Annotated in this window: 10 protein-coding genes; 1 reads left to right on the forward strand and 9 read right to left on the reverse strand. The window is 46.5% G+C overall.

Annotated features, from left to right (window positions below; genetic code table 11):
• The first annotated feature begins 10 nt into the window (after positions 1 to 10).
• Positions 11 to 946: a LytTR family transcriptional regulator DNA-binding domain-containing protein gene (locus tag E7204_RS02060; protein ID WP_295181070.1), complete on the forward strand. Its 936-nt coding sequence runs from the start codon at positions 11 to 13 to the stop codon at positions 944 to 946.
• Between the two features lie 303 nt (positions 947 to 1,249).
• Here the strand turns inward: E7204_RS02060 and E7204_RS02065 are convergent, their stop codons facing one another.
• The 9 genes from E7204_RS02065 to xdh form a co-directional block, all read right to left on the reverse strand.
• Positions 1,250 to 3,079 carry a carbon starvation protein A gene (locus tag E7204_RS02065; RefSeq protein ID WP_295181071.1) on the reverse strand — a complete coding sequence of 610 codons (1,830 nt, stop codon included), beginning with the start codon at positions 3,077 to 3,079 and terminating at the stop codon, positions 1,250 to 1,252.
• Between the two features lie 276 nt (positions 3,080 to 3,355).
• A complete protein-coding gene (locus E7204_RS02070) occupies positions 3,356 to 3,478 on the reverse strand; it encodes a hypothetical protein (RefSeq protein ID WP_295181073.1) in 123 nt (40 codons plus the stop codon).
• Positions 3,479 to 3,662: 184 nt separating this feature from the next.
• Entirely contained in the window at positions 3,663 to 4,832 is a 1,170-nt protein-coding gene (locus E7204_RS02075; protein WP_295181075.1) for an iron-containing alcohol dehydrogenase, read from the reverse strand.
• Positions 4,833 to 4,980: 148 nt separating this feature from the next.
• The gene (locus E7204_RS02080) at positions 4,981 to 6,165 is read right to left on the reverse strand and encodes an aldose epimerase family protein (protein WP_295181077.1); all 1,185 of its coding nucleotides are present in this window, start codon (positions 6,163 to 6,165) and stop codon (positions 4,981 to 4,983) included.
• A gap of 145 nt (positions 6,166 to 6,310) precedes the next feature.
• On the reverse strand, positions 6,311 to 7,309 hold the full coding sequence (moaA, locus tag E7204_RS02085) for a GTP 3',8-cyclase MoaA (protein WP_366483418.1): 999 nt from the start codon (positions 7,307 to 7,309) through the stop codon (positions 6,311 to 6,313).
• Between the two features lie 85 nt (positions 7,310 to 7,394).
• Complete coding sequence (locus E7204_RS02090; protein WP_295181081.1) at positions 7,395 to 7,832, reverse strand: MOSC domain-containing protein; 438 nt, start codon at positions 7,830 to 7,832, stop codon at positions 7,395 to 7,397.
• A gap of 410 nt (positions 7,833 to 8,242) precedes the next feature.
• On the reverse strand, positions 8,243 to 9,577 hold the full coding sequence (locus tag E7204_RS02095) for a nucleobase:cation symporter-2 family protein (RefSeq protein ID WP_295181083.1): 1,335 nt from the start codon (positions 9,575 to 9,577) through the stop codon (positions 8,243 to 8,245).
• A gap of 433 nt (positions 9,578 to 10,010) precedes the next feature.
• Positions 10,011 to 11,345 (reverse strand): nucleobase:cation symporter-2 family protein, encoded by a 1,335-nt coding sequence (locus E7204_RS02100; protein WP_295181087.1) that lies wholly within the window; start codon positions 11,343 to 11,345, stop codon positions 10,011 to 10,013.
• 108 nt (positions 11,346 to 11,453) lie between these two features.
• On the reverse strand, positions 11,454 to 13,183 hold a 1,730-nt coding region (gene xdh / locus E7204_RS02105), incomplete at its 5' end, for a selenium-dependent xanthine dehydrogenase (RefSeq protein WP_295181085.1).

Consider the following 13,183-nt stretch of genomic DNA (forward strand, 5'->3'; position numbering starts at 1 on the left):
AGGAGATTCTATGATTCGCACCATCCTTATTGATGATGAAGCGCCGGCTCGCGACGAGCTGCGATACTTACTCACTACCAACCACAGTGATGTAATCGACATTATCGGCGAGGCCGACAACGCTACTGCCGCCATTTCTTTGATTACCCGTGAAAAACCGGCTTTAATCTTCTTAGATATTCATATGCGTGGTCTTTCCGGTTTGGAACTGGCTCAGGTCATTCACGACATTTCACCGGATAGCAAAATCATCTTTGCCACGGCCTATGATGAATACGCCCTCAAAGCCTTCGAACTACAGGCTTTAGATTATGTGGTAAAACCGATTGAAGATGACCGTTTAGCCAAAGCAGTTCAGCATGTGCAAAAATTAGTGGGAGCCACCGGCCATACGCAGTCACTCGGTACCGGAGCCGCCGGTAACACGGCCACAAGTAATGGTACAACTACTAACCATACAACTGCTAACCATACAGCCGCTAACAATGCGGCTTCAGTTGCGGGCGCCGAAGTAAAAAGCACGCCTGAAACCATCAGCGTAACCGGTGCAAAGCCAAACGACGCCAACGAGCAAAGTATCAAGCCGGTTATTCGCACCAATAAACTGGCCGTTGATGACGGGGCCCACATCATGCTCATCGACATTGACAGCATCAACTACATTACCGGTGAATCGGGCCGTCTCGACGTGCACACGGACACTGGTAAATACGGGTCCAACAAAACACTCACCGAATTGCAGGAACGCTTAAAAGGTACCTCCCTCTTCCGCGTTCACCGCAGTTATATCGTCAACTTAAACAAGGTGCAGGAAGTCATTCCATGGTTCAAAGGCACCTATTGGTTACGTTTGCCTCAGCAAACGGCCAAAGGCCAAGAACTCGTAGATATTCCGGTGAGCAAAGCGCAGGTTAAGCTCATTAAAGAATTGTTGGGCATCAGCTAATTAATCCTTATCTATTATCTGATTATCATTAATTGAAATTTGATTACTTAAGTATCAACCAGACAGTTAAACTTCATAGCCGTTCTATATTTTTCAAAACAATATACGACAAATGCCATAGGCATCGTTACTACGGTTTTCACCAAGCAACGTGTCTATGGCATTTTTTATCTGCTTAACAGCATAATTTAAGGGCGTACATTTATGTTTGTAAGCTATTAGTCGTTTACTTTTAACCTATCGCTGCCATTTTAACTTTTCAGCTTAAGGCTTATGTTTTAACGTTCAGCTATTAACATTCGATTAAACGTTTTCAGGTTCCATCTCTTCAAGAGCTTCTTCTTCGATATCCGCTTCGGTATGGAAGTCCTGCGGCTGTTTTGCCAAACGAATCCAGCTGCGAACCGCTTCAACCATAACGACTGCTACCAAGATGAACATAACTACGCTAACGCCTACGAGCATCCACTGACCTTCCGGAATGTAGTTGCCGAATACGTTTTGGTAATCAGCCATAACTGTGATGATGGCGATGAAGAAACATGGAATCATCGTTACCCATGCATAGCGTTTGTGGCCAAGGTGCATGATAACAGTTGTGCCGATGGCGAGACCCATAGTCGCTAAGAGCTGGTTGGATACGCCGAATAATGGCCAAATGGTACCGATGTTACCTTGCAATACGAGGTAACCCCAAGTGAAACATACGAGGAAGGACGCGATGTAAACGCCAGGTAACCAGTGAGCATCTTTCATTTTTGGCCAAGCCATACCCAATAATTCCTGCACCATGTAACGGCTTACGCGAGTACCGGTGTCGATCAAAGTCAAGATGAACAAGGCTTCGAACATGATACAGAAGTGGTACCAGTAGCTCATCAAGTGAGACATGTTAGGAATTTTGGAGAAAATGTGAGCCATACCAACTGCCAAGGATACAGCGCCACCCGGACGGTGCATCAAGTCTTCCCCTACCATCTGGGAAAGCATTGGCAACTCTTGAACTTGAAGACCCAATGCGGAGAAAGTTTCCGTAGTAGAGTTAATAGCAAAATAATCGTTTGGATGTAAGCTGGTTGCGGCAATCAAAGCCATCATAGCGATGAACGCTTCAGTAAGCATCGCACCATAACCGATTGGGAGCATTTCTTTTTCATTAGTAATCATTTTAGGAGTTGTACCGGTAGATACGGTCGCATGGAAACCGGACAACGCACCGCAAGCGATGGTGATGAATACGAATGGAATTGCGGAACCGCTAAGTACAGGGCCACCGCCGTTTACATAATCGGAGAAAGCTGGCATTTGAAGAACCGGCATAACAAGAATGATACCTAAAGCTAAGGCGCCGATAGTGCCGACTTTCATGTAAGTGGACAAGTAACCACGTGGAGCTAATAACAACCAAACCGGTAAAGCGGCTGCGAAGAAGCTGTAAACAGCCAACATGATTTGAATGGATTTACGGTCCCAAGTGAAGTAAGGGGCCAAAGAAGAATGTGCGATGTCAGGACCGTATACTACAGCGGCCATGATTAAAGCTACACCGATAACAGTGGCTTCACGAATTTTGCCCGGGCGAATCCAACGAAGGTAAACACCGATGAATACCGCGATTGGAATCGTAGCACTTACTGTGAAAAAGCCCCATGGGGAGTTTTCAAGGGAGTTGGCAACTACGGCTGCCATACCGGCCATCGTGATGATGAGCAAGAACAAAGTGGCAAGCAAGGTACCCATGCCGGCTACACTGGAAATTTCAGATTTCGCAATGTCTGCAATGGATTTACCGTTGTAACGAACGGATGCGAAAAGCAACACGAAATCGTGAACGGCACCGGCTAAAACGGAACCGATTAAGATCCAAAGCACGCCCGGTAAGTAACCGAACTGCGCTGCGATTACAGGACCAACTAAAGGACCGGCACCGGCAATGGCTGCAAAGTGCTGACCGAAAGTAACCCATTTGTTAGTTGGTACATAGTCAACCCCATCATTAATCGCTACCGCCGGGGTTGTGCGATATTGATTGACTGTTAATACTTTAGCCGCTACGAATGACCCGTACAAGCGATAGGCAATTACGAGTATGAGGGCCGAAGCGATGACTAGATAAAGCCCGTTCATTTCCATAAACATAAACCTCCTAAAATAAATGCAATAAACTATGCTGTAAGATATTTTATAACCTATCTTTATCTGATAGCATTGTATGTTATTTTAGAAAAGGCGTAAACGAATTTTCTATGAATGGAATAAAAGAGGCGGTCAATAGAAATAAGACCGCCTGGAAGGAAATGCAAAATATTCAGTTTTATCTTTTTACAAACAGCTATTGTATTCACCGGAGATACTTTCTGTTACAAAAAGTCTATTAAATGTACCATATACGCAACCGAATTGCTTGCGCTACTCCCCTTTATCTTTTAAATGTCGCGTCGCTATTTCAGCTAACTTCTCAATAAGCTCCATATTCTCCTGGTCTTCGTCGCTAAGCGATTTTACATACTCCTTATAGTCATCCCATGTCATAACTAATTCCCCTTACCAAATAATATCCGATTTGAATTTATCCCAAAAAAGCGACACTTTCGTGCCGCTTTCGGTTAGATGATGCCGCCATCACCAAGAGCTCTTAAGAGCCATATGCTATTTTCATAATATCACGTTTAGCTGTGAATAACAACGAACTCAAAGTTCAAACTATAAAATACTTTTACAAAGCGCTTTCATATATCGCCAAGATATCCTCTGTCGTAAAGTTGGTATAGGAAGTCGGATAGCGATTGGATTTTTCAGCAATCTTAGGCAAGGCTTCCGCCGGAATACCTACTTCAGTAAGAGTTGTGGGAGCCCCGATTGATTTGAAATAATTACGTAATGCATCGATACCGGCCAAGGCCAACGTAGCTTCATTGGCGTATTCGTCTTCGCTGAGGCCCCATACATTCTTGGCGAAGCGCACGAAACGAGGTAAATGGTCTTTGAAGATATAACGAAGTAACATTGGATGCACAATGGCGAGGCCCGCACCATGGGGAATGTCGTAAAAAGCGGACAAAGCATGTTCAATCTGATGAGCCATCCAGTCCTGTTTTTTGCCAAGCCCCATAATGCCATTCAAGGCTAACGTTGCACCCCACATGAGGTTGGAACGGGCTTCATAGTCTTCCGGATTTTTAATCGCAATTGCCGCATTTTCCATGATGTTTTTAAAAGCCGCTTCAATAAGGGCATCGCTGACATTGTTGGTTTCCGGTAAGGAGAAGTACTGTTCCATCAAATGAGAGAGCATATCGCAGATACCGTACACCATTTGTTTATGTGGCATGGTGAAGGTGTAAACCGGGTCAAGGTAGGAGAATTGAGGGAACAAGGCATCGCCGTAGCCGCCCATTTTCTTCTGTGATTCCCAATTGGTCACAACGCCGCGATTATTCATTTCACTGCCCGTGGCTGACATGGTAAGCACAACACCAAACGGTAACGCATCGGTTACGTTTTCACGCTTCATGAACATGTGCTCCCACCAGTCATAGTCGGGCTCTGTTTTAGCAACTGCCGCAATGAATTTGGAGCAGTCAATAACGGATCCGCCGCCGATGGCCAAAATAAAATCTATCTTATGCTCACGGCATAAATCGGCCCCTTCCTGCACTTTTTCAGTACGCGGATTGGACATGATACCACTTAGCTCAATGACGTTTTTACCGGCCGCTTTAAGTTGCGCCATGACGTCGTCATAAATGCCGTTGCGTTTAATACTGCCACCGCCATAGGTTAACAGCACGTTTTGACCGTATTTTGCCAAATCTTGACCCAATTGAGCTACACAGCCCTTGCCAAATACGATTTTGGTCGGATTATGAAATGTAAATGCGTCCATAGGTCTTAACCTCCTTCTGAAAACTTGACCGCAGTGCGTCAAGTTTAATATACCGCAATACGTTATGTCTAATATAAATAAAACCGGCCGTGCTTGGCACAACCGGTCAAGTATCATACTTTAATTGTAAAATATATTATCGTTTTTGTCAGCCATTGAGTAAATCTACTCTATAAGTAATGTGCCGTTCATAAATGGTCCCTGCTTTTGTCAGTGATTCGCCGAAATTAGGCATGTTCACATCATTCGGGGCAAATTGCGGCTCTATGCACATACCGCTGTAAGGTCCGTAATGCACGCCGTCACGACCGTTTTCATCGAGCCAGTTACCGGTGTACAACTGAAAGCCCGGCGCATTGGAATATACTTCCAGGGCTAAATCAGCTACGTGCATAGTCCCACACAAAGCCAGGTGTTTGGTCATATCCTCCCTATCGCTGAAACGGTGATTAACGGGCAGCGCAAACATTTTGCTGGTCGTAGGCAGGCGCAGTACATACTGATGATCATAGCCTCTGTATTCCGCCAATTCTTCCTTATAGGCATTCAAATTGTTTCCTAAGGTACGCCATACACTGAAATCAAAAGGTGTTCGTTCTACCGAAGCGATATGACCGGTAGGGATTTGGTTTTCACCAAATGGCATATAACGAATCGCGTCTAAGCGCAATTGATGATTCGTTATCAACGGCTGTTCTTTAGGGCCTTCATCAGTGTCAGACGCCTCCGTTGCCTCCTGCAGAGTGGCAACGTTACGATTCTTGGTCACGCTCGCTAAATCAGTGCCGTTCAAATTAAAATAACTATGCCCCGTAATATTAACGACTGAATTACGGGATGTCATGTAGCGATACGTTAAATTCACATCCGCCCCATTGACGATAATATCGAGTTGCACGCGCAAATCGCCGGGAAAGCCGTCTTCTTCACTGCGCAACATCGTAGCCAACGTGATTTTATCATAATTAAAAGCCTGTTTAGCGCTTTGCGGCACTAAATGCCACACGTCGAAACTCAAGCTGTTTTCACCACTGTGCAATAAGTTCGGGCCGTTATTCAGCTTCCAATGATACTCGGTGCCATCAATTTCACAACGGGCGTCGGCAATCCGATTGGCAACCCTACCGACGGACGCACCTAAATAGGCCTTGCCTTCTTCATAGCCTTGCAGCGAGTCGTAGCCCAACACAATATTACGCTCTAAGGGTTTAACAATAAAGTCGACGATGGTGGCCCCTCTGTCGATTACGCGCAGCTTAATTGTATCCGATTCCAATTCATACATAGTAACAGGTTCACCGTTAGCCGTTGTGCCCCAATCAAATCGTTTCATTACACCACCTCATTTTCCGTTCAAGCTGACCATTCACCCTATGGTCAAACCAAAACTGCCGCTTTCTTCACATACTTAAGCCCAAACTTCTGCTTTCTTTACATAGTTTAGCCTAAACTGTCCTTTACACCCTATAAGTCTATACTTAGCCGCCAATACGCCACATTTCCCGTTTTGGCGCGGCCATTTCCGGCCCTTCGTGCTGTTCGCGACGAAGTTGCAATACACTGACAATATGGTCAGCCAATTCATCGACGCCCATGCCTTTACGCACGAGGCTCACCAAGTCCGCCTCATCATCACGCAATAAGCAAAGTCGCAAACGCCCGTCCGATGTGAGTCGCACGCGGTTGCATTCATGGCAATAGCTGTGGCTCATTGGGAAAATAAAACCTACTACCGGGCCTTGCGGCAAGGCGTAGTACGTAGCCGGACCGAAGCCTTTTACAGACTTACGCTTGCTACTCTTCTTGGCTCCGTTTTTTTCAACCGGAATCAAAGGACCGCCACAGATTCTAGTGAGCTGGGCCTGCCACTCTTCAAAGGTAGGACCGCGGAATGCATCGCCTTGGAACGGCATGTATTCGATAAAACGCCAGATGACCGGCCATTTTTCCATATACGCCAATAAGGAGCGCACCATATCATCGGACATGGGCTCCATAAGTACTGTATTTATTTTAACCGACGTAAAGCCCGCTGCCAAGGCCGCTTCAATGCCTTCCATAACGTCCGGCAATTGACCGGTCCGCCCGGTTCGTATATCAAAGGTAAGCTCATCCACCGCATCAAAGCTGATGTTCACGCGGTTAAGACCCAGTTGCTGTAATTCCTTGGCTCGTTTGGCCAGCAAACTGCCGTTAGTCGTCATGGATACGTCTTCAAACCACTGCCGCGCCTGCAGTTTGTGAAGTAGTTCATCCAATTTTGGATATAATAGTGGTTCACCACCCGTCAAGCGAAGAGCTCGAACGCCTAGTTTGTGAAAAGCCCCGAGTACGACGAGCCATTCGTCAGGCGATAATAAGTTTGTCTGACTTTCCGGCGCAATCGCTTCCGGCCGACAATAAGGGCAGCAAAAATTGCAGGCTTCGGTCAGCGAAAGACGCACATATTCAATTGTCCGTTGCCAATTATCCTGCACCATACGAACTCCTTTATTTGTTACTGATTTATTCTGCACTGACCGGGTCGTTACCGATTTAGCCGGTACTGGCTTCGTCACTGATTTAGTCGTTACTGACGGTCACTTCGTCGCCGACGCGAATAACTCCGCCTTTAAGAACTTTGGCAAAAATCCCCTGGGTCGGCATAATGCACGAACCTACTTGTTTTTGGATTTCACAACCGGAATGACATTCCTTGCCGATTTGAGTGACTTCCAATTCAATACCGTCACCGATTTTAAGCTTTGTCCCTACAGGCAATTCGTATAAAACGAGGCCTTCCACGGTGATATTTTCAGCAAAATCGCCGGGATTTACATCCGCTCCCTTAGCGCGCATCAAGTCGATGCTCTGAATGCCGAGTAAGCTGATTTGACGATGCCATTTGCCGGCATGGGCATCGCCGGCCATACCGAAATCGGTAATTAATTCCGCTTCCGGAATGTTGTGTTTCTTTTGCCCCTTTTTTTCACTTATAGAAATAGCAATAATCTTTGCCATAAATATGTTAATCCTTTCTGTTGCATACCGAAATATATCTCACTACGTCCCGTCTGCCCGATGCCAACAAGTGTCACCGTTTTTAAAAGCCGACGAACAACTATTAATGATTCTATGTCTAGTATGCCACTGCGAGCGCCGCTTTGTATGTTGCACCGGCAACGCGCGCATTGATTGTTTTCAATATTCTGTGTTTAATTATAACACGCTGTCATTGAATTTAATACTATTTAACACAATAATGCCATATTTTTTCAACATAATACCATCGAGTTCGAAGCCATGCTGAATACCACGTATCGTTGAATAAACAACAAGGGACCACAAATCAAAATGTGGTCCCTTTATTTTGCAAAAATTCAAACGATTTTAATCATTATCTTGTTATGATGGCTCAGCCAATTAACCGATTAATCTTCCTCTTCCACCGCTTCTTCGTGACCCACACCGTTGAAGATAAGGTTCAACACAACGGCGGTCAAACTGCCAAGGGTGATACCGCTATGAAGGATAACGGATGTCCAGCTTGGGAAGTTATGATAGAAGTTCGGCTCGGTCAAAGTAACCATACTCATACCGATACTTACAGCTACGAGCATCAAGTTGTAGTTGCCATCGAAGTTTACTTTAGAAAGTGCGCGAATACCACTGGCAATGATCATGCCGAACATAGCAATGCCGGCACCGCCCAACACGGAGTTCGGAATGCACGCAACAATGGCCGCCATCTTAGGCACTAAGCCGAGTACCACGAGGATAAGACCGGATGTAGCCACTACGAAACGGCTTTTCACGCGAGTTACCGCCAAAAGGCCTACGTTCTGAGCAAACGCCGTGTATGGGAAGCTGTTAAAAATACCGCCCAACATAGTGGATAAGCCGTCGGCCCGCAAGCATCGTGCCAAGCCTTTGCGCCCCATCGGTTTCCCTACAATTTCACCGATAGCCACGCAGTCGCCGGTGGTTTCAACCATAACTACAAACATAACGATAATCATGGAGATAATGGCGCCCACATCAAAGGTCGGATAACCGAAGGAGAATGGTGTAATAAAGGCCACCCAATCCGCTTCGCCTACTTTGCTGAAATCGGCTACGCCCATGATAGTGGCAATAATGGTGCCGCCAATGAGCCCGATTAAGACGGAGATGTTACTCAAAAAGCCTTTACAATAACGATATACGATAATAACAATAGCTAAGGTAATAAAGGCCAAGAATAAACTCATAGGACTGGCAAATTCAGGTGATGTCGGCTTGCCATAACCCGTAATCCAACGCACGGAAACCGGCAATAAAGTAATACCGATAATCGTGATGATTGTACCGGTTACCACCGGCGGGAATAAGCGGATCAAGCGACTGAAATACGGCGCTATGAGGAAGGTAAACAGGCCGGCCACGATTATGGCCCCATAGATGGCTGTCATACCGCCTTGCGTACCGATAACAATCATCGGTGTAACTGACGCAAAGGTAACGCCTTGAATCATAGGAATACGAGCGCCTACTTTCCAAAATCCCAAGGTCTGAATCAATGTGGCAATCCCACAAGTAAATAAATCCGCGTTAATTAAGTGAATTAACTGTTCCGCTGACAAATGCATGGCCTGAGCCACAATAATCGGTACGGCTACGGCACCGGCGTACATGGCCAATACGTGCTGCAAACCATAGGCAAATAGTTGCGTAGGCGGCAGCATTTCATCCACGGGATGTAATGACCGTTTTGTTTCTTCGCTCATGAGAACCTCCTCATACTAACAACCTGCTTAATACCTACTGATAATTATATACCCTCTTATATAATTATATTTTATACAGTTTCCATCAATAAGACAAATATCCGCGCAACAAATTCATAACTATTTTTTGTTGTTTGATAATTTGCTCTTATTTAATCTTAACTATATATTTACCCTATTTATTAAACAATGATTGTTCCGTTTTGTCAAAATTATTTTTTTGAAAAAACAAAGCACCTCATATGAAAGTAATTTTGCTAGCGGTTTCAAAAGAGTAAAGGGACAAAAGGCGATTCCCCCACAGCACCGATTAAAGTTAAAGCTAATAAGGCTAACTTTTTGGCACTGTACTCAGAATCGCCTTTATCTGGTATTCAATTTTTAAATTTAGTATTTGATACTGTTAATCTTACTTCTTATTTAATCCTAATTGCTATTTAATCTTATCCGGCCGATCCGAAGGATGTCCTTCGCTGCCGTTCAAGAGCACGTTCATAAGCACGGCTACCAAGCTGCCCAAGGTAATGCCGCTATGCATTACAGTCTGAGCCCATTCAGGGAAGCGGGCAAAAAAGCTTGGATACACTAAGGTAATCATGCCCACGCTGATGCTGACTGCAACAATCATCAAGTTATAATTACCTTCAAAGGATACTTTGCCTAAAGCACGAATCCCGCTGGCAATAATCATGCCGAACATGGCCAGACCGGCTCCACCGAGAACGGCACTTGGAATAGACGCAATCAAAGCACCCATCTTAGGGAATAAGCCCAATACCAATAGAATAATACCGGAGCAAGCCACTACATAGCGGCTCTTGATGCCCGTTACCGCTACAAGCCCTACGTTTTGAGCAAACGCCGAATGCGGGAAGGTATTAAGCACACCCGCCAAAGCTGTCGAAACACCATCAGCGCGCAGACAGGCGGCGAGGCGCGGCTTATTGATTTTGCGCCCTACGATTTCACCGATAGCAATGCAGTCACCGGTCGTTTCCACCATAATAACGAGCATTACAATCAGCATGGACAAAATGGCGGACCATTCAAACCGCGGGAAGCCGAAATAGAGTGGTGGTACGATGCCGACCCAGTCAGCGTGACCAACGGCACTAAAATCGGTATAGCCCATAAAATACGCCACCATAGTACCGCCCATGAGACCGATTAAGATTGATAAATTACTGATAAAACCTTTAAATACACGGTACACGAGCACCACGATGGCTAATGTAATTATGGCTAAGCCCAAATTATGAAGGCTTGCAAAATCCGCTGAATTCGGATTGCCCCCGCCGGCCCAGCGAACGGCTACCGGTAAAAGTGAAATACCGATTAAGGTAATAATTGTCCCCGTTACAACGGGTGGGAAAAAACGAATCAATTTACTGAAATACGGCGAAATCAAGAACCCGATTAAGCCGGCCACGATAACGGCTCCGAAGATGGCTGTAAGGCCGAATTCTCGGCCGATAACCAACATCGGTGCTACCGAGGCAAAACTAACACCTTGAATCATTGGAATTCTGGCCCCTATTTTCCAGACACCCAAGGTTTGAATCAAGGTAGCAATGCCGGCCGCCATAAGGTCGGCATTGATTAAACATGTCAAAAGTTCTGTGGAAAGACCCAATCCCTGGGCGATAATAATCGGTACGGCTACCGCACCGGCATACATGGCCAGTACATGCTGCAAGCCGTAAGCAAACATCTGCCCTACCGGCAAAATTTCATCCACCGGATTCACGCGCTTGGTGCCGCCCGGCATTTTTACTTCAACCTCATCCGTTAGTGTTTCCGTAAGTTCATCAACGCCTACAGCGTTCGACTGTACTACTTCGGTTCTATCCGTTGTCATACCCCTTCAACTCCTTGCCTATCGTTTATAGCCTGTATGTTGCAAAGGAAGTCGCCGACGTTCTTCTTTATCGATATGACGATATGCATTGGATATAGCCGGAGCCATCGGAATGCTGGCAATTTCGCCAATCCCTTTTGCTCCGTACGCCATTTGGTCCGGCGTACCCTTTTCAACAAAATGTACGGTAATGTCCGGCCGCTGTTTCGCTCTGAGTAAACCCAAAGTCCCATATTTAGTTACTACACGACCGTTATCCATTTTAAAATCTTCTGTTACGCCGTAGCCCATGCCCATCAAAGTACCGCCCTCAACCTGCCCCTCACAGGCTTTCGGGTTAATGACACGTCCTACATCAAAGGCTACGTCCATTTTACTTACAAAGTTTTTCTCATCAATTGTGGCCACGCAGGCGCCATACCCGTACGCCACATGACTTACCGGATGCGGCTTGTCACTGCCCATCGGGTCCGTAATGCCGTGATATTCACCGTAATATTCACAACCTTCAAGCTCTTGTAGCGTTTTCCCGGAATCAAGCACAGCTTTAAGCTCTTGGGCTGCCACATGCGTTACCTCACCGGTGAAAACCGTCTGTCTCGATGCTGTAGTAGTACCCGAATCCGGCGTTCTATCCGTATCCGGCGCTTCAACGATGACATCATCCGGCGAAATTCCGGTAGTTTCACAAAGAATATGAGTGGCTACGGTGCCCAAACCTTGGCCGATACAGGCGGCGGAGGTACGAATGCGCACTTTACCGTCCCGTACTTCAAGGCGTACACGGCCCGTATCCGGCAAACCTACGCCGATACCGCTATTCTTCATGCATACGGCGAGACCCGTTCTAGGCGAAGCATAGTAGGCCTCTTTTACCGCTTCCAAACATTCAACAAGCCCCGTTTCCGGTCCCGCCAATTGCCCATTTGGCAAGGATTCACCGGGGCGAACGGCGTTTTTATAACGGAACTCCCAAGGATCCATGCCCACCATTTCGGCGAGTAAATCAATGTTAACTTCCTGTCCGAACACGCTTTGCGTTACGCCAAAACCGCGGAACGCACCGCCCGGCACATTATTGGTATAGTAGCAGGTACCTTCCACCGAGAAATTTTCATAGTGGTAAGGTCCGCCCGAGTGGGTGCAGGCCCTTTGTAAAACCGGCCCGCCCAAGGATGCGTAAGCACCGCCGTCCGACACGATGACAACCTTGCTGGCCACCAAATTACCTTCTTCATCACAGGCCGTGGTAATATCCATTTCCATAGCATGGCGTTTCACATGAATATCTAGGCTTTCCTGCCGTGAAAACTTCACTTTCACGGGCCGCTTGGTATGCCAAGCCATGAGTGCCGCATGATGCTGCACGCTCATGTCTTCCTTGCCGCCGAATCCGCCACCTACCAGCATGCTGTGAACGTGAATTTCACTTTGATCGACTTTTAACATACGGCTCACTTCGCGTTGCTCATCATATACGCTTTGGCCACCCGTATACAGGTTGAGTCCGCCGTCTTCACGCGGTTCCGCAATGGCACATTCCGGTTCCATGAACGCATGGTCCGTCTGCGGCGTCGAATAGTGACGCGTTACCACATATTTAGCCGCTTTAATGGCTGCGTCCGCATCACCGCGATTAAGCACTTGATGGGATAGCATATTGCCACCACTGTGAATGAGCGGTGCATCCGGTGCCATAGCCGCTTCCGGCGTTAGAATCGGGGTCAGTTCCGTATAGGTAACCTCCA

It is taken from the genome of Veillonella sp. (genome assembly GCF_015058545.1).
Taxonomy (GTDB): domain Bacteria; phylum Bacillota; class Negativicutes; order Veillonellales; family Veillonellaceae; genus Veillonella_A.

Bases quoted from the DNA above. Each gene is read 5' to 3' on its own strand.
- E7204_RS02095 (WP_295181083.1), bottom strand. From the start codon at position 9,577: ATGAGCGAAGAAACAAAACGGTCATTACATCCCGTGGATGAAATGCTG.
- E7204_RS02060 (WP_295181070.1), top strand. From the start codon at position 11: ATGATTCGCACCATCCTTATTGATGATGAAGCGCCGGCTCGCGACGAG.
- E7204_RS02075 (WP_295181075.1), bottom strand. From the start codon at position 4,832: ATGGACGCATTTACATTTCATAATCCGACCAAAATCGTATTTGGCAAG.
- E7204_RS02080 (WP_295181077.1), bottom strand. From the start codon at position 6,165: ATGAAACGATTTGATTGGGGCACAACGGCTAACGGTGAACCTGTTACT.
- E7204_RS02065 (WP_295181071.1), bottom strand. From the start codon at position 3,079: ATGGAAATGAACGGGCTTTATCTAGTCATCGCTTCGGCCCTCATACTC.
- E7204_RS02100 (WP_295181087.1), bottom strand. From the start codon at position 11,345: ATGCCGGGCGGCACCAAGCGCGTGAATCCGGTGGATGAAATTTTGCCG.
- E7204_RS02090 (WP_295181081.1), bottom strand. From the start codon at position 7,832: ATGGCAAAGATTATTGCTATTTCTATAAGTGAAAAAAAGGGGCAAAAG.
- E7204_RS02070 (WP_295181073.1), bottom strand. From the start codon at position 3,478: ATGACATGGGATGACTATAAGGAGTATGTAAAATCGCTTAGCGACGAA.